This is a genomic window from Okeania sp. KiyG1, from assembly GCF_014132355.1.
Classification (GTDB): domain Bacteria; phylum Cyanobacteriota; class Cyanobacteriia; order Cyanobacteriales; family Microcoleaceae; genus Okeania.
Genome location: NZ_BLZO01000050.1, coordinates 1 through 20681 on the forward strand (window position 1 = coordinate 1; position 20681 = coordinate 20681).

Consider the following 20681-nt stretch of genomic DNA (forward strand, 5'->3'; position numbering starts at 1 on the left):
AGGTATTCAGCAACGGGTAGAAATTCTCAAGGTACTTTATCGTCAAGCAAAAATTTTAATTTTAGATGAACCTACAGCAGTTTTAACTCCAGCAGAAGTACATTCTTGCTGAATATTTTGCGACAGTTAGGCAGCAAATAATCACACAATTATTTTTATCAGTCATAAACTAGAAGAAGTAATGAATGTTTGTGATACTGTCACAATTTTACGTCGGGGAAAAGTGGTAGATACTATCAAAACAGCAGCAACTACTGCCCATAAATTAGCTAAAATAATGGTAGGTCGAGAAGTCAATTTAATTCCCACAGGAATTACGCAAATTAACCTTGAAAACGCCATAAGTAGGGGCGTTAACGTAGTTGTGCGTAGCCAATGGCATTCGCCCTCACTGATTTAGTTTCCGTGCGTAAGTCCTGTCCCAATAAAATTGCTGCGGAAAAAGGTAAAATTATTCTAGAAGTGAAAATATAGAAGTCAAAAATGACCGAGGTTTATCTACAGTAAATAATTTATCTTTTCAATTGCATAGTGGAGAAATTTTAGGAGTAGCAGGAGTCGATGGCAATGGTCAAAGAGAATTAGCCGATGCTATTAACGGTTTGCGTTTTGTGGAGAGAGGAAAGATCGAATTTGTAGACAATTTAAAAGTTGGATATATTCCCGAAGACCGCCAGAAAATGGGGTTAATTATGAATTTTAGTATTGCTCGGAATTTGATTTTGAAATTGTTTAAGTTTTTGCCTTTTTGTCGTTATGGTTTTTTGCAGTCCGAAGTAATAAATAATCACGGGAAAAATGCCATAGAAAAATTTGATATTCGTGCCAGTCATCCACAATTAAAAGTCAATCAACTTTCTGGAGGAAACCAACAAAAAATTATCCTAGCACGGGAACTTTCTGGAAAACCAACATTAATAGTAGCAATGCAACCTACCCGTGGTTTAGATATCGGTGCTACAGAATATGTACAACAAGCTTTACTTGCTCAAAAACAACAGGGGGCAGCTATCTTATATATTTCCACAGAATTAGAAGAAGTCATGGCAATGAGCGATCGTATTGCCATTATATATGAAGGTAAGTTTGTTGATATTCTAGATGCTGCCACCGCTACAGTTGAAGAGGTAGGTTTATTAATGACATCCGGTAAAAAACCATTGATACCGTAGGTTGGGTTTTTGCTGGTACTGACATAAAATGCTCCGCAACATAAAAAGCGCAAGCGCAACCCAACAAAGACCAATATGTGTTGAGTTCCCTGACTCAACCCAACCTACTAACTGCTTCTTCAAATTAGTTTTTATGAAAAATCACAGACAAATTATTTGCAGGCATTTCTACCATCTCCACAAACCTTAACCCCTCCTTCTCCGCTACTGCTATAACATCCTCTAAATTTCTCAATCCCCACTCAGGATCTTGAGAACGCAAAGACTCATCAAAACTCAGATTACTCGGTGCAGTATGTTCCCCACCTTGTTTGTATGGACCGTACAAATATAGCACCCCATCCTTCGGTAACAAACGTCCCGCACCTGCCATTAATCCCAGACAAGTTGACCAGGGACTAATATGAATCATATTAATATTGACAATAGCAGCAATCTCAATACCTTCTTTTTCCACCGCCCAAACTGACTCTCGCACATCAATATCAAGAGGAGAATGCAGATTATCTGACGGACTATGTTGTTGCCAAGCTACAATACTATCGCGCAACATTGGGTTAGGGTCAGAAGGAAACCACTGACGAGGTTGCAACTGGGGAGAAAAGAAAACAGAATGTTCTCCCGTACCACTAGCAATTTCTAAAATATTTCCCGTTGGCGGCAAAACTCGCTGTAGCACTTCCAAAATAAATGAGCGGTTGCGCTCAGTTGCGGGAGCATATTCCCGAGCATCGCTAAAAGAAGTCATAGTTCAAGAATTTAGAATTTAGAATTTAGAATTTAGAATTTAGAATTTAGAATTTAGAATTTAGAATTACTTCTTCTTAGTAAATAATATAAAATCCGGATAATTACTATATCCAAGTCATTGCGACTGGAACGGAGTGGAAGGAAGCAATCTCAAGGGTGCGCGGAGATTGCTTCCTATCGTCGCAATGACGACTGTTTAACCGGATTTTATATAAGAGGATTGACTCAAAGGAAAATTTTTCTTTATTATCCCCGTTCAAGAATTTAGAATTTAGAATTTAGAATTTAGAATTACATCTTGCGATCAATTAAGAGGATTGACAAAGAGATGAAAATTTTTCTTTATTATCCCCTTCAAAGGCTATGCTTTAAACCACAATTTTTCGGTAATGATTAAATTTTTTTACTAGCTATTAGCTTTTAGCATTCAGCTTGTAGGGGCGAATGGCCATTCGCCCCTACTTGGGTTAAAACCCCGGTTTCTAAACCGGAAGCGGAGGGGTTAAAATCCTTCTAAACATTTTTCCTGACTGCTGACTGCTGACTGCTTATTTTACGGGACTGGCGCGATTCGAACGCGCGACCTAGCGCTTCAGATTTGTGTGAGTTTCCCCACTCTCTGGACTATCCCTTCACCATAGCTCCAAAATAGCTTTAGGTGGTGGCCTAGTTTAAGCAGAATTTTATTTCTCCTCAAAACTCTAGTCTCTGCACCTTCTTCACCAATAATTAGGTAAAGCTTGGCTCAAGATTACCATATCTACAAATAATAGACTTAGGCTTCCTTGAATTTGACCACATTCACTCACGGAGTTTCCTCACATGGTGCCCGATACTTCAGGAGGCGCTTGCTCTATCCATCTGAGCCACAGCCCCATATTTTTGAGTAGTCAGTAGAATATTTAACTTTTATGCAAAATACTCTACATATCAACCTTGACATACTCCCGTCGTTGTGCTTGAGCGACAACGCCGGATTCTTCAACCCGCAAAGGAGTTGCTGTTTATACAGAGGTGATGCCCTCCCCCTGTGTTCTTATATTATAACATGGTCGCTTTTATCCCGACGTTCCCTTGCAAGAGAACGCGGGACTTCTCACTATTTTTTGTTAATTGTGACATTCTCCTACATCAAATCAAAGATTATGATATAGGCATCCCTTCCTCACGGACGCGGGCTTTCTGTTTTGCTGGCGCAACGCTGCGCGTTACATGTCGCGGAGCGAAACACAGGGAGTGCAACCACTTAACCCTCACACAGACAGAGACGATGAGACCCACCGCCTTTTTGTACTAAACAATTCTGTACTCCAGAAAGTTCCCTCAAGAGTTTTACCTTTTCACGGGTTGAGCGGTGAACTTCACCAATTGAACCCCATACTCGCTATTTGTTTTCATGGTTCTCTCAGGTGCGTACTACCGCTACTCCTTATATAATCAAGAATAACACAAAAAAGCACACAATGCAAGCTCTAAGCGGACGCTACGCGGTTTATTTGTTGATCGGCAATTCCCTCCCGTTAACATTTGTATAACGGGAGACCCCTTGCCGACATCAAAGTTGGATTTTAACTAAATTTAAGGTGCTAGAGCATTACCCCGGAGAAGACTACCAATAGTTTTAGCAGTAATCTTCATCTGAACTAAAGGATTAGCAGGTACGACAGTCTTGTACAAATAACTATCAAAAGTTAGCTTCTGCACATCCAGGTCAGCACACATTTCTACAAAAGCTTCGCGAGTAGCATCAGAACGATAGAATACTCTCTGTAAAATATCTAATACTGTATAAGTCATGCCATACTTCTTATCCCACCGCTTCAGATAAAGTTTTAAATCTGCTTCAGTAGGAATAGTCGCACCATTATTAGAAGTCTCCACAATAGTTTCAGCACACATCCGAGCAGACTTAGCCGCAAAATAAATACCTTCACCAGAAGACTTAGTTACAGTACCAGCAGCATCTCCCACTAGAGCAACTCTACCACGAACCCGACGAGGACGAGGATGTTCAGGAATTGGGTGAGCTTCTACCTTGATGATTTCTCCACCTTCCAAACGCTTTGCAGCACGAGCGCGAATACCTGCTTGTAACTGTTTAATTCTGGCCTGGTTAGGTTTCATTGTGCCAGTACCCACAGCAACGTGGTCATGTTTGGGGAATACCCAAGCATAGAAATCTGGGGAAACATCATCACCCACATACATCTCTGCTAGATCTTCATAATATGCCATGAGATGTTCTGGCAGACGAATACGCTCTTGGAAAGCGATCGCGTAATTATAATCTCCAGCATCAATGGCCTTCGCTATACGGGAGTTGGCCCCATCAGCTCCAATAACTAAATCTACTTTTAAGGTCTTAGCTATTCCTTGGACATTACCTTCTGAATGGTCAGAGTAATGAAGAGTGTAGGGGTCTCTATCATTAGAAGGAATATCCAGTTTATAAACCGTGCCATTAATCAGGTTAGCTCCGAGAGAAGCTGCTCGGTCTCTCAGGAAGCCATCTAAAACTTCCCGACGGCACATACCTATATATTCATCTTGTTTTCGTATATGGATATCCACCTCAACATTAGAGGGAGATATCATTTTCATATTTCTGACGCGGCGATCGATAATTTCTGATGGTAGGTCAAATTCACTAACCATACACAGAGGAATAGCTCCACCGCAAGGTTTAGCATTATCTAGTTTACGTTCAAATAAATAAGTTTCAATACCTGCTTTTACTAAAGTTTCAGCAGCAGATGAACCTGCTGGGCCAGAACCAACTACAGCAACTCTTAGAGTCAAAGGTCTTCTCCCAATCTTTTTTTATACTTACAAATTGGGATGGTATCACGGACTTGTGTGTCATAGTTGATTCTCTGAGGGTATGTGAAGAAATTGCAACAGACCTTAATACTTTGATACTTTTTCTGAAAATGGACTTCTTTCAAGAATTTAGAATTTAGAATTTAGAATTTAGAATTACCTCTTCTTTTCAAGGAGAGGATTGGGTTAAAAGGACTTTTTTTCTTCTCTTGGTCGATTGGATATGGCGAGGAGACCTGCTCTTGACAGAGCTGCTCCGCTTTATATGTTGCGGAGCAAAACGCCATCCCTCGACCGCTTTTTTCTCCATGAATAGAGAGGTTTTATACATTAATTTTTGGTAATTTTTGAAGAAGGCAGAAAGCAGAAGGCAGAAGGGAAAATTGCTTATGGATAGTCAACGACCAGCCACCCTGTCTTATAACATTTTGAAAAAGAATGTTACAAAACTCTAATTATAGGCAACAGGGAACAGACAACAGAGATTAGTAGCAAACATTTATCAAAATAACATGGGTCGCCCAACCCCGCCTTTTAAGGCGAAATATTTTGGAGCTTTTCTCAAATCCTTACTTTCCCCTCCTCCACGGTCGGGGTTAGGGGTGGGTTGGGAGGGGTTAGGGGTGGGTTAACTTCTGACTTCTGACTTCTGACTTCTGACTTCGTTAACACCCCTGGTATTATAATCCCAAACAATTTTCAGCACCGTGTAGACGGTGGGGTATTAAACCTACTGCAGAAAAGATAAAAATAGGCAATAGAGGTAAATCTTGGGAAATGAGGGTTTAATTTTTGTAGTATAAATTGGCCTGAATTAATATCTTCTTTTATGAATAAAATTGCTGTTGCTTTGATTGACGGATATCAGCAGTACATTTCGCCGAGAAAAGGATTTTCTTGTGCCCATAGAATATTGTACGGTGATGAATCTTGTTCTCAATATATAAAGCGTATGTTTATGGAGCAAGATTTTTTGACAGCTATTCAAGCTGCACGTCAAAGGTTTAAAGCTTGTAAAGAGGCTAATCAGACTTTGAAGTTACAAGCAGTTAGTCTCGAAAAGAAATCCAAAAAAAAACAAGGTTCTAAGTTCATTAATTGTTGTGGTGATGTAGCGGAAGAGAGCTGTGAGTCTGTATTGCCAGACTGTAATGACTGTGATTTCCCAGAATTAGATTGTGGTAGCTGTGAATTAGATTGTAGTCCAAACTTTGACTGTTGTGGTTCGTAATCATCATAGGTATAGTTGGCAAATATCCAGTCTATTAGACATCTCCACCAAAAGAGGGAGTAGGGAGTAGGGAACCCACCCTAACCCCTCCCAGGAGGGGAAAGAATTGATAATTTCTATGGGATGATTGATTTTATTTTTTATTATTGGAGAAGTCTATTACTTTTAGGAATGATGGAATAGCTCAAACATAGGAATGTTAATACCAATTCACTTTAAGAAAGTCACAAATAGTTTCAAACTTTCAATGTTGAATAATTGCCTGAAACTATTGTCTTGTCAGAATTTTTAGTAACCTCAAATCTAACTTCTGACTTCTGAGTTCCGTGAAACGGTATAAGCTCCTTCTTTGTACTATAAATTTCCGGTGGTGGTGCATTGTAATTATTTTTGTTACCAGACACAGTAGTGGGAGCATCTTGCTCCCTTGCTTCGAGGATGCCCTAAATCGCGGGCAAGATGCCCACACTAGCTTATTCCTATTTACCATTACTATGCAGGACTACCAAATTTTCAATTACCTTGTCAATCAAATCGCAACCTTGTTCCACCGTTTCCACTTTTGCCAATTGACCCCGCAACTCCCCTGCTCCAGGAAAACCCTTTGCATACCAAGTCATGTGTTTGCGAGCTTGACGAATACCGCGATCGCCCTTATATTCCCATAGTGCTTGTAAATGTTCTTTAGCACATTCCAGTTTTTCTACTGCAGTGGGGGCTACTTTTTCTGCACCATTTTTCAAGAAATAATCAATTTCTCCCACCAAAAAAGGATAACCCAAAGTACCACGGGAACACATTACCCCATCAGCACCAGTTTCTTCCAAACAACGTATTGCAGCATCCACAGAGAAAATATCCCCATTGGCAATAACTGGAATAGAAAGTATTTCCTTAACTTTTGTAATCCACTCCCATTTTGCCGGGCCATTATATCCTTGGGCACGAGTCCGACCATGTAAAGTTAACATTTGGGCACCAGCATCTTCCATTCTTTTCGCAAATTCAAGGATATTAATTTCTTTATTACTCCAACCAATTCTTGTTTTTACAGTAACAGGAACAGGTACAGCTTTTACAACTTTACTAACAATTTCTCCAGCTAATTCTGGTTGTCTTAATAATGAGGAACCACCGCCATTTTTAGTTATTTTATTAACAGGACAACCCATATTAATATCAACAGTATCCGCCCCTTCTTTTACAGCCATTTCTGCTGCTTCTGCCAAAAATCTGGGCGACAATCAAATAATTGAATACTAATTGGTCGTTCATTATTATCAACCTCCATTATTTGAGGTAATTCTTTCACATAATGTAATCCTGTAGCATTTACCATTTCGGTATACATCATTGACTCTGGAGCATGGCGACGTACTAAACGACGAAATACTAAGTCTGTTACACCAGATAATGGTGATTGGAGAACGCGACTTTTAACTTCAAAGTTGCCAATTTTGAGTGGAGTAGCTAATTTTTGTTTTAATTCAGGAGATAGAACAGTCATTTCAGTTATCAGTAGTTTTGTTGTCTAAACTGATACGATTATATCTCAAAAACCTAGATTTAGTCAGTTACTTTTTTAACAACGTTCCACCCAGATAGCTATTGAAGGGGCGATCGCTCTTTTTCCAGTTTAGGGAAAGCGATCGCTTTTTCGTATTCCAGAAATTTTAAGCCATTGATTACTAGCTAATTGTCTCTCAGCAAGGCATAAAATCCTTCTTGCGTAAAATGGCGATCGTAAGTCATTATTTCCCATAAGTTCTGTTCTTTCATAACTAGCATGGAAGCACAGTCGGTGAGACTATAGCCTTTGTCCAGTCGTTGTTGGTAAAATTTCATTGCCTTCTCAAATTGGTCGGCGGTTTGGGGAATAATTTCTATGTTTGGATCGCCACGCAAAGCTTCAACGATTTCTATTGCAACCTGTCGCAGGTATTCTCCTCGGTTGGAGAAAGCGTTCAGTAGCTCAGTTAGTACCATTTCGGTAGTTACGCCAGCATAGACACCATTACTTTCAGATACTGCGAGGGCTTTATTGTGTAAATCGTCGCGTTCGTCTGCCAGAGCTTGAAGATAAGAAGTATCTAAAAATATCCGTTTCACTCTTTTGTTGGCATCCCATACATATAGCTTTCAAAGTTGCGGGCAAAATCTGTCGGCAGTTTTTCCCATTCTTCCCGAGGTACTTTAGCGCCTATTTCTTGGATTTTCTGCCAGAAAGGTTTTGCTACAGGTTCTGTATGAGATTTTTCCAAGGCAATTTTTTCTAGAATTAGAGTGGCAATACCATCTTGTTCTGATTCTGGAAGTTTGGCTAGGGCTGCGATCGCTTCTTCTAATCGTTTTGTCATCTTTATGATTGGTTTTCTAGTGCTTCTTTTTCAGGGTAGCGCGACGGTGTTAAGTTTGTCAAGGTGGTTTGGGGCGATCGCTTTTACTGGTTATAATACTAATCGAAAAATCCATTGATATAAAATCTGGTAGCATCGGTATAATTCAGCATTAAGGAAAAATAGTCAATATTGTAGGGGCACCATTCGGAGCTATGCGTCAGCAAACGGCCGAAAGCTTGCGCATAACTATCGTTAACGCCCCTACTGACGGTATAATTATATTACTCCGAAGCCAGGGTATTTGATATGACATCATTATAGTAATGGTTTTCGATTTGTTAAGGTGGCAAAAAGCGATCGCGACCAGTATGCAAGGGCGATCGCTCCTCAGCTATCGTTAACTGTTACGGATGCGGATTCTATCTGCTTCAACAATTGCTAATTTCCCTGGTAACTGTTCGAGAATTTGCTCTTGTTGCAAAAAACTTTCGATCAAACTGAGAATGTAAGCAACAGTAACATTGCTTGGTATGTAAAAAATTACAATGCCTGGATATTCTTTGGGAGGATAGTTGCGAATATCGGCAAAGTCAAAGTCACCGGTTAAAAGGCACAAGCCACGTTCTTTTGCTATTGCTGCAACTTGTGAGTCTTCTGCACCTCTCAAACCAATGTCGCGCACATCGATACCTTCATGTTCGTACTTTTGTATTATCTTAGCTGTAGAGCGGGGTAAATCTTCGTCAATTAAGAATCGCATGGCTACCCTCTTAGTTGCAATGGATAAAATTCTTGTTCCTCAATTAAGCTAGTAGCGTAGCTGAGGCAAGCCAGAACGTCTTCGGTGCTGATTTCATATTCGGTGCAGAGTTCTTCTACGGTCATGCCTCCTGCCAGTCCTCCAATAATTCGGGTAATGGGAATTCTGGTTCCTTTTATTATTGGTTTGCCGGGATGGATTTTGGGGTCTATAACGATTCGGTTTTTCATCAGTTTTGTTGTCTAAACTGATACGATTATATCTCAAAAACCTAGATTTAATCAGTTACTTTTTTTGACAACGTTCCACCCAGATAGCTATTGAAGGGGCGATCGCTCTCTACCAGTTTCAGGAAGGCGATCGCTATTTCCTCATCCGCGACAAAAAAAACCGCCCTTGCACGAGTTCTGGATGCTGGTAGCAAGGGAGACTCGGCCTAATCTGGGCAGGTTTTGAGAAGTTAAAATTATTTGATTTTTCTGTGAAGGTTCAAGATGACTCTTGGGGGTTAGTGCTGTTGAGCTGTTACCCCAAGAGCGATCGCTCTATCCATTAGGTTGCAGATAGGGTTAGATTGTAATCTGTTTCACTGCTGCCAGAAACTAGAACAAAATAAGTACCTGCTGATAGGGGAGTATTGATAGATTCAGATTCAGTACCACCATTAGATGAACTGGCGAAAGTACCACCACTACTGTTTAACAGTTGCACGTCTGCATCTGCGGTTAATTCGTTTAGAGTGAGGGTGAAATTACTGTCTGTTGACAAGTCAAAGCGATAGTAGTCCCTGGTGTCAAATGAATTGAGGAAATCCCTCAAGCTCCTTGTTCCACTGAGAATACCAATATTTAAAGCATTGTCGGTAGTGTTTCCAGAGCTATCTAATACAGCGTTTGCTCCCAAATTCAGATTGTAATCTGTTTCACTGGTGCCAGATACCTGTACAAAATAGGTTCCTGGAGCCAGGATACCGTTAATAGATTCGTCTGCGGTGCCACCTTCACGAGAAGATAGAATCGCTCCACCACCACTGTTTAACAGTTGTACATCTGCATCCGCAGTTAATCCATTCAGGGTCAGCTCAAAATTATAAGCTTGGGAATTTTCTCCTGCTGCTAATTCAAATTGATAATAGTCGCTGGTATCAAATTGATTGAGTTTCCCTGTTAATTGTTGAGGTTCGCTCAAAGTATTCAGGTTAGAAGCTGTTTCTGTTGTATTTCCTACCGGGTCTGGAATTGCCGTAGCTCCCAAATTCAGATTGTAATCAGTTTCACTGGTGCCAGATACCTGTACAAAATAGGTTCCTGGAGCAAGTATACCCTTAATAGATTCCTCTGCGGTGCCACCTTCACGAGAAGATAGAATCGCTCCACCACGACTGTTTAACAGGTGTACATCTGCATCCGCAGTTAATCCATTCAGGGTCAGGTCAAAATTATAAGCTTGGGAATTTTCTCCTGGTGCTAATTCAAATTGATAATAGTTCCTGGTGTTAACTTGATTGACTTTGCCTGTTAATGCTTGAGGTCTCCTCAAAGTATTCAGGTTAGAAGCTGTTTCTCTGGTATCTCCTACTGGGTCGAGAATGGTGGTAGCTTCCAAATTTAGATTGTAATCTGTCTCGCTGTTGCCAGATACCAGTACAAAATAGGTTCCTGGACCTAGCACCCTGTTAATCGAATCAGCATTTGTGCCACCAATCACAGAAGTAGCGATGGTTCCACCACTAGAGTCGAATAGAGACAAATCTGCATCCGCAGCTAATCCATTTAGGAGCAGGTCAACTTGGTAAGCTTGGGAATTTTCTCCTGGTGCTAGTTCAAATTGATAATAGTTCCTGGTGTTAACTTGATTGACTTTCCCTGTTAATGCTTGAGGTCTCCTTAAAATATTCAGGTTAGAAGCTGTTTCTATGGTATCTCCTACTGGGTCGAGAATGGTGGTAGCTTCCAAATTTAGATTGTAATCTGTCTCGCTGTTGCCAGATACCAGTACAAAATAGGTTCCTGGACCTAGCACCCTGTTAATCGAATCAGCATTTGTGCCACCAATCACAGAAGTAGCGATGGTTCCACCACTAGAGTCGAATAGAGACAAATCTGCATCCGCAGCTAATCCATTTAGGAGCAGGTCAACTTGGTAAGCTTGGGAATTTTCTCCTGGTGCTAGTTCAAATTGATAATAGTTCCTGGTGTTAACTTGATTGACTTTCCCTGTTAATGCTTGAGGTCTCCTTAAAATATTCAGGTTAGAAGCTGTTTCTATGGTATCTCCTACTGGGTCGAGAATGGTGGTAGCTTCCAAGTTCAGATTGTAATCTGTCTCGCTGTTGCCAGATACCAGTACAAAATAGGTTCCTGGACCTAGCACCCTGTTAATCGAATCAGCATTTGTGCCACCAATCACAGAAGTAGCGATGGTTCCACCACTAGAGTCGAATAGAGACAAATCTGCATCCGCAGCTAATCCATTTAGGAGCAGGTCAACTTGGTAAGCTTGGGAATTTTCTCCTGGTGCTAGTTCAAATTGATAATAGTCATTATTATTACCATCTCCAACAGAGTTACTGAACAGTTGAGGTTTACTTAAACCACCAATATTTAAGGCCGTATCGAATGTATTACCCGGATCGCCTGCATTTCTAAACTCAAAAGATAAGGGCGAATCCAAAACATTACCCGCTCGATCGCTAATTATGGAATTATCAATCTTTACTTGATAAGTGCCTCGCTTTAGAGATGTTTCTGGTAAAATAACCAGACGATTGTCGGAAGATGTTTCTACCGTACTGAGAGCGATCGCTTTATCGTCACCACCTCCACGCTTACCATTTCTACCTAGATTTGTCAAGCTGATTCCCGATAGATTAATTAAGGAAGCATCAATCGCTTCATTGAATTCAACGGTTATCGCTGGAACATCAGGCACGATGCTATTTGCGCCCGGAGTTGTAGTCGTAACTTGAGGAGCGAAGGTATCCTGAACCAGGTTAAATGTTAACGCATCGGATAAGGTACTGTTACCACCTGTATCGGTTGCCCGCACTTGAATCTCTACTTTCTTGGAATCTGGGGTAATATTAGGTGCGACTGCTTCTAGTTCAAATGGGAAGGAAACGTCATTGAGTACCACTTCCCCATTGACTAACAATTCTACATTCCGCACCTGCACGTCATCCCGAATATTGGCATTAATAGGAATCGTCGTACCTTCAATTACCTGAATACCTTGAGTATTCGAGTCTATATCTATTTGATCGCTGCTAATAGTGACTCTAGGCGCTCTTTCTTTGTCATCAAAAGCACGATAGTTAATCACTTGCAATCCCCTGCTGTCGTCCGCAACGAAAGCTATTCCAGAAGCGATCGCTACATCTGTGGCAAATCCTGGAGTATCCACTTGAGTGACTAAAGCATCGGTGACTTCTGGTTTGGCGACATTGTAGATTGGCAGTCCTTGATTTTCTGCTGCTACTAATCCCAAACCGGAACCGTTGAGAGCGATGTCACGGGCGGTGAAGAAAGTATCGGCATTCCCGATCAATTTTGGTTTGGCAGGGTTGGAGACATCTACTGTTCGTAAACCGCTGCCTGCGAGATAGGCGACACCGTTGCCTGCGGTAATGCCGACTTCTCGAGAAGCAATATTGACTTTTAGTTGGCCGAGGATGGTTGCAGAACCATCAATATCTATGACGGATAGAGTGTCGGAACCGTTAGTAAAGGTATATAGTTTGCTTCCTTCTTTGGCGATATCAGTTACTGTACCGTTTCCAGGTAAACTGGTGGTTTCTAGAGTTTGTCCGGTTAATAAATCTATTCCCCATAAAGAATTTCCTACTGTTGCATAGGCAATACCATTGGCAACTTCTACTTTATTTGTGTTTATGTTGATGGTTTGCTGGAGGTTAGGTTGCATTGGATCGGAGACATCTATCAGGTGTAAGCCACCATTATTAGATGCAACTGCTGCAATTTGTAAATTTGGATCGACTGCAACATCGGTAGCATCTCCTTCGAGGTCGATTTGACCCATAACTACTGGGTTATTGAATTGGGAAGCATCCACTAAGGCGAGTCCGTGGGAACCTGTGGCAACGTAGGCAGTTTGGTTTCCGGTATCGGTGGTGGAACCTTCTACGACGACTGCTTTGGCGTTACCTTGGAGAGGGAGACTAGCAATTATACCTGTGGGGAAGGAAAGACCTTCTAGCGGATCGAGTCCTTGTTCGATTTCGGCTGCATCACTGATACCATCACCATCTGAGTCTTGGTTATTAGGATTTGTGCCAATTATATTTTCAACCCGATCGGAAAAATTATCATTATCTCTATCGGGAAAATCTAAAACCTCTGCTGGTATTAAGACTGCGGGTGGAATTATCGTATTACTTCCACTAGCTCCTGTATTGATTGCTATTGCACCTTGTTCTCGATTTACAGAATCGAAATATTCAAGTTTGTATGAACTGTTTGGTGCAAGAACAAGATTACGGAAACCATCATTTTTATCTACTTCTCCCCGTTGTACAAATCCATCTGATAGATTCTCGAACTTATAAAATAAAGGATTCTGATTTTGATTACTTTCTGGCTGTTGTTGTCTGATTGACTGAGCCAAATCATTTTGGATAGTTTGGTTGGAATCAATGATTTGTTCCAGAGATTCCACACTTGACTCTATTTGTTGAACATCAAAGTCTTGAAAGGGAGTAAATGTTTCATCTAATTGATTCGTTAGTTGTTGGAATTCTTGAATTGTCTGCTGACTCAAAGGTGTTTCAAAATTATTCGACTGTGAAAACAAGTCACTATTTTCTCGCAGTATTTTTTGTTGCACATCGTTGTTTAGACGAATAAGCTCCTTAATTCCACCCTGAGAATTGTTAATAGTTGACAAAGCAAACTTCACATCGTTAGCAAAGTCTTCAACTTGCTTATTATCAGTGAACTTACCCAAACTTTCTAGAACATCTAAAGATTCACTAATAATCCTATCGACATCTTGTGGTGTAACTCTTACTGCATTAAACAAATTCTCTCCTATATCTGTTACTACATCTAAAACTGGTGATATGTAATCAGTCAATGATGCTTGGTCGTTCTGATTTATTGCCTCGATCTGACGAATCAAATCATTAACATCATTTGCCGATTCAATCACAAAATTAACCAGCTTAGATACCCGAAAGAACTCAGTCGCTAAATCAACAACATCAAGAGATAGCTCTAGAAATTCTAATAATTTATCTCCCAAACTTTTACCACTAGCAGCACCACCACCTTCAGTTGATACCCCCGGTTGCGCAAAATGCCACCCAGGCGCCAATATTCCTACACCCTCATCAGACTCAATAACCTTACCATCAGCACTCACAGTACCTGTACCAATAACCTCCCAATCTCCAGAATCGTGATTAAACGACCAAATCAAACTTTTCTCCCCAGGAGCTAACCCCTCCAAATTGGGAAAAGTCACGGGAGCGGGTACATCAAAATTAGTCGCACCCCCTGCTTGACTAAAACCATTTTCCCCACCAGCTTGAATCGAAATCACCAACTCCGGTTCCAAACCAGGAGGTAACGGCGCTGGCAACCGATCTGGCGACACCGGAATAATGGTCGCTTGAGTCGCCACATTGCCCTCCTCATCCTGCGCGGAACCTGCGGGGAATGTCACCTCAGTCAACTCAAACACCTCTGGATCGACATCCGGCAAAATTTCTGCCAACTGTTCCTTCGCAGCTTCCCCAAAACCAACATCTGTATCCTTATTCTTCGATAACTTCTGAACGTCCCCAGTTGCCATGGGTGGTAAATAGATATCAAACTCCTCCCCATCCATAGTCAACCGAGTTTCCTGTCCGGGAACGCTATGGAACAACTTACCTACCGTTGCATATTCAGTACCATCGGGAGCATTAGTCGCCGTACTACCATCAATATGTACGGAAAACTCCGGTGCTGGTACGTCCTCCAACCGGAAGAAACCTTTCTCATCCGTCACTGCTGTCACACCGGGCAACGCATCCAAACGGATAGTCGCTCCTACCACTGGTTTATCTTTACCATTATTCTTCTTATTAAAAGAGTCGTACACATAACCAGTCACATCCGTTCCCGGTATCTGTGTCAACGGCAAAGTAGAAAAGTCGGCAGTCATCATGCCACCTGCTTTACCATCACCATCCGCATCCAACTTACCGCCACCAACCAATGTAATTTTACTCCCATCAACTACTACCCGTACTTCCGTCGATGGTGGCAAAGATTGGTCGTAAAAGAACGTGGCAAACTCTTTCGTACTAGATACATCAATTCGCCCCGGTATCTTTTCCCCATTAGCAATTAAATAAAATGACTTATTATTAACCGTCTTAGGTTGCACCTCCTTCCCAAACCGCACCACAGTTTCCCTGGTTAACGCCACCATATCTTCACCATTAGTAGGAGAAATTTCCACCGCTTGCGTTACAACACTAAACTCTAACGTAGTACCTTTGGCAATATTATTACCCGTAACATCTTTAACTGCACGAGCGATCGCTAATTCATAATCTCCAGATACCAAAGGTTTAGCAAACTCCAGACGGACACTATTATCGGTCAACTTATCTACGGACTTTACCTTAACCTTTTTGCCATCTACCGTAAAAGTATAATTCTTAAGAGCAAACGCACTTTTATCCATCCCCTCGTCATACAACACATCCACAAATTCAGGTGCCGTACTCAAATTTCCAAATACACTGCTAGGAGTGGGAGCGGTAGTATCCAAAACAAAATCAAATTCAAAGACCTCAGATTTATTGCCTAATTTATCAGTGGCCACAAATTTCAAAGTATGTTCTCCCTCAGTCAGTGGGCCACCATTAATGGTTTCTAACCGCTTTCGATTCAAAGAAAATTGACCATTTTTCTTGACATCTTTTAATACATCGACAAAATCCTTCACAGGGGTATTATCAAATCCGGCCTGCAATTCAGTAATCTTGCTATTATCTGCCACAGTACCCTTAATCGTGAGATTTTTGGTAATACCATCTTTCTTGACACCCGTATCTTGAGCCAATTGAACATCTATTTTCGGTGGCTCAATATCCTTAAACAAATTAAAAATTTGATTACCTTTAAGATTATCGACAACTTCAATAAATCCTTTACCTTTCTTCTCACCTTGAGGAGCAAAGAAGTCCTTAATTATTAAGTCTTGCTTGGGCTGAATTTTCCCATCTTTATTCAGGTCTATTCCTAAATCTGTTCCATCCCTTTCAATACCAAATTTACCTTTTTTCAATCCTTGATTAAAAAGTTGCGCTGCATTCAACTTAAGGGTATCTTTTCCACCAGTATCAATTATCTTACTCCCCCCAGAATTTTTAGCATTAAGTTGATAAGTATCATTGCCTTTTCCACCTTTTAAAACATCAGCATTTCCACCACCAATTAAAGTATCCTTACCAGCTGCTCCATTTAACTTATCCTTACCCTTACCACCATCTAAATTATCATCACCTTTACCACCAGAAAGATTATCCTTACCTTCACCACCAGAAAGATTATCCTCACCATCTTTTCCAGTCAGACGGTCATTGCCTTTTTTCCCATCTAATACATCATCTTGATTGGTGCCTTCAAGTTGATTATTTTTATTATTTCCAACTTTAACAAAACCACTTTCCTTGAGAATTGCTGAACCAGAAAGATTATCTACTTGTTCAATAAAACCACTACCTTTTTTTCTACCTTGAGCAGCAAAAAATTTTTCCACAACTAAATCTTTACCCTGCTCAAATTTACCATTTTTATTCAGGTCAATAATTAAGTCAGAACCATCTCTTTCAAAACCAACTTTACCTTGAGTTAAACCACCCCGAGATAGTTGCGCTCCATTCAACTTAAGGGTATCTTTTCCACCAGTATCAATTATCTTACTTCCCCCAGAATTTTTAGCATTAAGTTGATAAGTATCATTGCCTTTTCCACCATTCAAAACATCAGCACTTCCTCCACCAATTAAAGTATCCTTACCAGCTGCTCCATTTAACTTATCCTTACCCTTACCACCATCTAAATTATCATCACCTTTACCACCAGAAAGATTATCCTTACCTTCACCACCAGAAAGATTATCCTCACCATCTTTTCCAGTCAGACGGTCATTGCCTTTTTTCCCATCTAATACATCATCTTGATTGGTGCCTTCAAGTTGATTATTTTTATTATTTCCAACTTTAACAAAACCACTTTCCTTGAGAATTGCTGAACCAGAAAGATTATCTACTTGTTCAATAAAACCACTACCTTGTTTTCGACCTTGAGCAGCAAAGAAATTTTCCACAACTAAATCTTTACCCCGCTCAAATTTACCATTTTTATTCAGGTCAATAATTAGGTTAGTACCATCTCGTTCAAAACCTACTTTACCTTTAGTAAAACCACCCCGAGATAGTTGCGCTCCATCCAACTTAAGGGTATCTTTTCCACCAGTATCAATTATCTTACTTCCCCCAGAATTTTTAGCATTAAGTTGATAAGTATCATTGCCTTTTCCACCATTCAAAACATCAGCATTTCCTCCACCAATTAAAGTGTCATTCCCCGCGCTACTATTTAATTTATCATTGCCTTTTCCACCATCTAAATTATCATCACCTTTACCACCAGAAAGATTATCCTTACCTTCACCACCAGAAAGATTATCCTCACCATCTTTTCCAGTCAGACGGTCATTACCTTTTTTCCCATCTAATACATCATCTTGATTAGTACCTTCAAGTTGATTATTTTTGTTATTCCCAACTTTAACAACACCACTTTCCTTGAGAATTACTTCACCAGAAAGATTATCTACTTGTTCAATAAAACCACTACCTTGTTTTCGACCAAGAGCCGCAAAGAAATTTTCCACAACTAAATCTTTACCCTGCTCAAATTTACCATTTTTATTCAAGTCAATAATTAGGTTAGTGCTATCTCTTTCAAAACCAACTTTACCTTTAGTTAAACCACCTTGAGATAGCTGCGCCCCACCTAAGTTTAGGGTATCTTTTCCACCAGTATCAATTATCTTACTTCCCCCAGAATTTTTAGCATTAAGTTGATAAGTATCATTGCCTTTTCCACCATTCAAAACATCAGCATTTCCTCCACCAATTAAAGTGTCATTCCCCGCGCTACTATTTAATTTATCATTGCCTTTTCCACCATCTAAATTATCATCACCTTTACCACCAGAAAGATTATCCTTACCTTCACCACCAGAAAGATTATCCTCACCATCTTTTCCAGTCAGACGGTCATTACCTTTTTCCCATCTAATACATCATCTTGATTAGTACCTTCAAGTTGATTATTTTTGTTATTCCCAACTTTAACAACACCACTTTCCTTGAGAATTACTTCACCAGAAAGATTATCTACTTGTTCAATAAAACCACTACCTTGTTTTCGACCAAGAGCCGCAAAGAAATTTTCCACAACTAAATCTTTACCCTGCTCAAATTTACCATTTTTATTCAGGTCAATAATTAAGTCAGAACCATCTCTTTCAAAACCAACTTTACCTTGAGTTAAACCACCCCGAGATAGTTGCGCTCCATTCAACTTAAGGGTATCTTTTCCACCAGTATCAATTATCTTACTTCCCCCAGAATTTTTAGCATTAAGTCGATAAGTATCGTTACCTTTTCCACCATTCAAAACATCAGCATTTCCACCACCAATTAAAGTATCATTCCCCGCGCCACCATTAATAGTATCTTTACCCTTAGTGCCAATTAAGCGATCGCTACTTTTTTCACCATTAATCTTTTTTCTACGAATTATTTCTGTTTCTGTTTCTAAAATACTGAATGAGTCCTCACTCTCTAATTCAGAGATTGTTACTATTGTGTTGGTCGAGGTCTCCAATAATTCTGTTTCACTTTCACTTGAAGATTGGTTAAGAAAAGTATCTGACACGATATTTTCTGGGTCTGTTAAATCAATTAGTAAGTTATTTTATTGAGGTATTAGTTCCATGAATCTCTGCTATTTTCTTAATTTCTCGTTATTTTTAAATTTATATTCACAACAACTTTGATAGTAAAAATTTGAGTTTTTTTAACATTTATATTAAGTTTTTTTGCATTGCTATGAACAATGATTATATGGGTGCATCTCAATTAAGAGATAAGTAATTGTACTCAAGAAATAGGGATTAATAGGGTGCATCTCATAGCAAGCAAAAATACTTTTTTCCTATATATTCCCTGTTACCTGTTGCCTAAAAGTTATAAATTTTTGGCTTTATTCACGCATTGAGATGCACCCGATTATATGATGAAAGTTCTCAAAATCTTCTTTCATTAATGGATAATGGATAATGGATAATTATCTCTGGTTTTAACCGTTACGGAATTGAATATAAGGAAATATCCTAGCACTTTTTTTCGGGTGCATCTCATAGCAAGCAAAAATACTTTTTCCTATATATTACCTATTCCCTATTCCCTATTCCCTATTCCCTATTCCCTATTCCCTGTTGCCTAAGAGCGATAATTTTTTGGCTTTATTCACGCATTGAGATGCACCCTTTTTTTCCCCTTAAAAGGGGAGGCTTTTAACCAGAATTATTGTAAGCATTTCCTGCGGAATGCTGCGCAAACAGCTATTAGCAGTCAGCTTTTCCTGCGGAATGCTGCGCAAACAGCAACAAGACTATCTCACATAGGACAGTGTTTAAATTAATATAATATAGAATTTAAGGGGAAGGGAGCCAACTTTTCTAGCAAGATAATTAATAAAGCTTTTATCGTAAACTAAAAGGAATAGCTGATAGCTGATAGCTGACGGCTGAATGCTTACGAATTATTTAATTAATAATTATTAATTATTCGGTAAAAGCTGATTAAGATGAGCTTATCCTGTAGTGAGATGGTGCTTAAATTAAAAGAGGGAATAGGGAATAGGTATGGGGGGAGAAAGAACTGATAATTCCTGTACGATAATTGATTTTATTTTTGATTATTGGAGATATCTTATGCCAGTTTGATAAATCTTTGCTACAAATATTTAGGTGACAGCGATTGAGTCAGGATACAGGAGTCAGGAGATCTATAGGAATAGGTTTTATACCATTTTTTACAGAATAATTAATAATTAATAATTAAATAATTCGCGCCTTAAAGCCTCCCCTTTTAAGGGAAAAAAGCGGTCGTTTGCTTTGCAACGCTGGCGCGAAAAGCGGAGCTTCCCGTAGGGTGGGATGGATGGGTTTCCTAACCATATCCAATGGACCAAGAGAAGAAAAAATATTTCCTTATATTCAATCAAGGGCGGTTTTAACCAGAGGTAATTATCAATTATCAATTATCCATTATCCATTAATGAAATAGTAATTTATATTTTTCGTCCAATAGATATTTCCTATAAATTATTTTAATACTCCTGACTATTTGTAACATTCTTTTTTCATGCTTGGTATTATGCCAAAAACCCGCACCTTTGCCGAGATATCAAATGGGTTCTATAGAAAGATTGGAATATCCCTACCTACTCCCTAAAATCTAAAACTTGTATATTTCATCAATTTCAGCTACTGTATATTGATTGCTAAAAATAGAT

13 protein-coding genes and 1 pseudogene are annotated in these 20681 nt (G+C 39.7%); 4 read left to right on the forward strand and 10 right to left on the reverse strand.

Annotation, left to right across the window (positions count from 1 at the left end; translation table 11 throughout):
* Positions 1-22: 22 nt before the first annotated feature.
* From SAGCYANO_RS44460 to SAGCYANO_RS09070, 3 genes are all read left to right on the forward strand, one after another.
* Positions 23-112 carry a hypothetical protein gene (locus SAGCYANO_RS44460; protein ID WP_237396004.1) on the forward strand — a complete coding sequence of 30 codons (90 nt, stop codon included), beginning with the start codon at positions 23-25 and terminating at the stop codon, positions 110-112.
* 69 nt (positions 113-181) lie between these two features.
* Positions 182-400, forward strand: a complete 219-nt coding sequence (locus SAGCYANO_RS44465; RefSeq protein WP_237395997.1) for a hypothetical protein — start codon at positions 182-184, stop codon at positions 398-400.
* Positions 401-524: 124 nt separating this feature from the next.
* Positions 525-1172, forward strand: coding sequence for an ATP-binding cassette domain-containing protein (locus SAGCYANO_RS09070; protein ID WP_237395998.1), 648 nt, complete (start codon positions 525-527; stop codon positions 1170-1172).
* 124 nt (positions 1173-1296) lie between these two features.
* On the opposite strand, the gene SAGCYANO_RS09075 is transcribed toward SAGCYANO_RS09070, so the two are convergent.
* Entirely contained in the window at positions 1297-1920 is a 624-nt protein-coding gene (locus SAGCYANO_RS09075) for a DUF938 domain-containing protein (RefSeq protein WP_202219772.1), read from the reverse strand.
* Between the two features lie 1580 nt (positions 1921-3500).
* On the reverse strand, positions 3501-4721 hold the full coding sequence (chlP, locus tag SAGCYANO_RS09080; RefSeq protein WP_202219773.1) for a geranylgeranyl reductase: 1221 nt from the start codon (positions 4719-4721) through the stop codon (positions 3501-3503).
* An 850-nt stretch (positions 4722-5571) separates the two neighbouring features.
* Between chlP and yidD the strand changes: the two genes are divergently transcribed.
* Entirely contained in the window at positions 5572-5973 is a 402-nt protein-coding gene (yidD, locus tag SAGCYANO_RS09085) for a membrane protein insertion efficiency factor YidD (RefSeq protein WP_202219774.1), read from the forward strand.
* 479 nt (positions 5974-6452) lie between these two features.
* Here the strand turns inward: yidD and dusB are convergent.
* From dusB to SAGCYANO_RS09130, 8 genes and pseudogenes are all read right to left on the reverse strand, one after another.
* Positions 6453-7480 (reverse strand): annotated as a pseudogene (dusB, locus tag SAGCYANO_RS09090) (tRNA dihydrouridine synthase DusB).
* Positions 7481-7665: 185 nt separating this feature from the next.
* Positions 7666-8082 (reverse strand): type II toxin-antitoxin system VapC family toxin, encoded by a 417-nt coding sequence (locus tag SAGCYANO_RS09095; RefSeq protein ID WP_202219775.1) that lies wholly within the window; start codon positions 8080-8082, stop codon positions 7666-7668.
* Entirely contained in the window at positions 8079-8330 is a 252-nt protein-coding gene (locus tag SAGCYANO_RS09100) for a hypothetical protein (RefSeq protein ID WP_202219776.1), read from the reverse strand. Before SAGCYANO_RS09100 ends, SAGCYANO_RS09095 begins: the two co-directional genes overlap by 4 nt.
* A gap of 379 nt (positions 8331-8709) precedes the next feature.
* The gene (locus SAGCYANO_RS09105; protein WP_202219777.1) at positions 8710-9072 is read right to left on the reverse strand and encodes a DUF5615 family PIN-like protein; all 363 of its coding nucleotides are present in this window, start codon (positions 9070-9072) and stop codon (positions 8710-8712) included.
* A gap of 2 nt (positions 9073-9074) precedes the next feature.
* A complete protein-coding gene (locus tag SAGCYANO_RS09110; protein ID WP_202219778.1) occupies positions 9075-9302 on the reverse strand; it encodes a DUF433 domain-containing protein in 228 nt (75 codons plus the stop codon).
* Between the two features lie 47 nt (positions 9303-9349).
* The gene (locus tag SAGCYANO_RS09115; RefSeq protein WP_202219779.1) at positions 9350-9496 is read right to left on the reverse strand and encodes a hypothetical protein; all 147 of its coding nucleotides are present in this window, start codon (positions 9494-9496) and stop codon (positions 9350-9352) included.
* 128 nt (positions 9497-9624) lie between these two features.
* Positions 9625-18396, reverse strand: coding sequence for a pre-peptidase C-terminal domain-containing protein (locus SAGCYANO_RS09120; protein WP_307785853.1), 8772 nt, complete (start codon positions 18394-18396; stop codon positions 9625-9627).
* Complete coding sequence (locus SAGCYANO_RS09130) at positions 18366-19037, reverse strand: hypothetical protein (RefSeq protein ID WP_237395999.1); 672 nt, start codon at positions 19035-19037, stop codon at positions 18366-18368. The genes SAGCYANO_RS09120 and SAGCYANO_RS09130 overlap by 31 nt, the downstream gene beginning before the upstream one ends.
* Between the last annotated feature and the right edge of the window lie 1644 nt (positions 19038-20681).

Coding starts and splice junctions, on each gene's coding strand:
- SAGCYANO_RS09110 (WP_202219778.1), bottom strand. CDS start 9,302: ATGAAAAACCGAATCGTTATAGACCCCAAAATCCATCCCGGCAAACCA.
- yidD (WP_202219774.1), top strand. CDS start 5,572: ATGAATAAAATTGCTGTTGCTTTGATTGACGGATATCAGCAGTACATT.
- SAGCYANO_RS09075 (WP_202219772.1), bottom strand. CDS start 1,920: ATGACTTCTTTTAGCGATGCTCGGGAATATGCTCCCGCAACTGAGCGC.
- SAGCYANO_RS44465 (WP_237395997.1), top strand. CDS start 182: ATGAATGTTTGTGATACTGTCACAATTTTACGTCGGGGAAAAGTGGTA.
- SAGCYANO_RS09100 (WP_202219776.1), bottom strand. CDS start 8,330: ATGACAAAACGATTAGAAGAAGCGATCGCAGCCCTAGCCAAACTTCCA.
- SAGCYANO_RS09105 (WP_202219777.1), bottom strand. CDS start 9,072: ATGCGATTCTTAATTGACGAAGATTTACCCCGCTCTACAGCTAAGATA.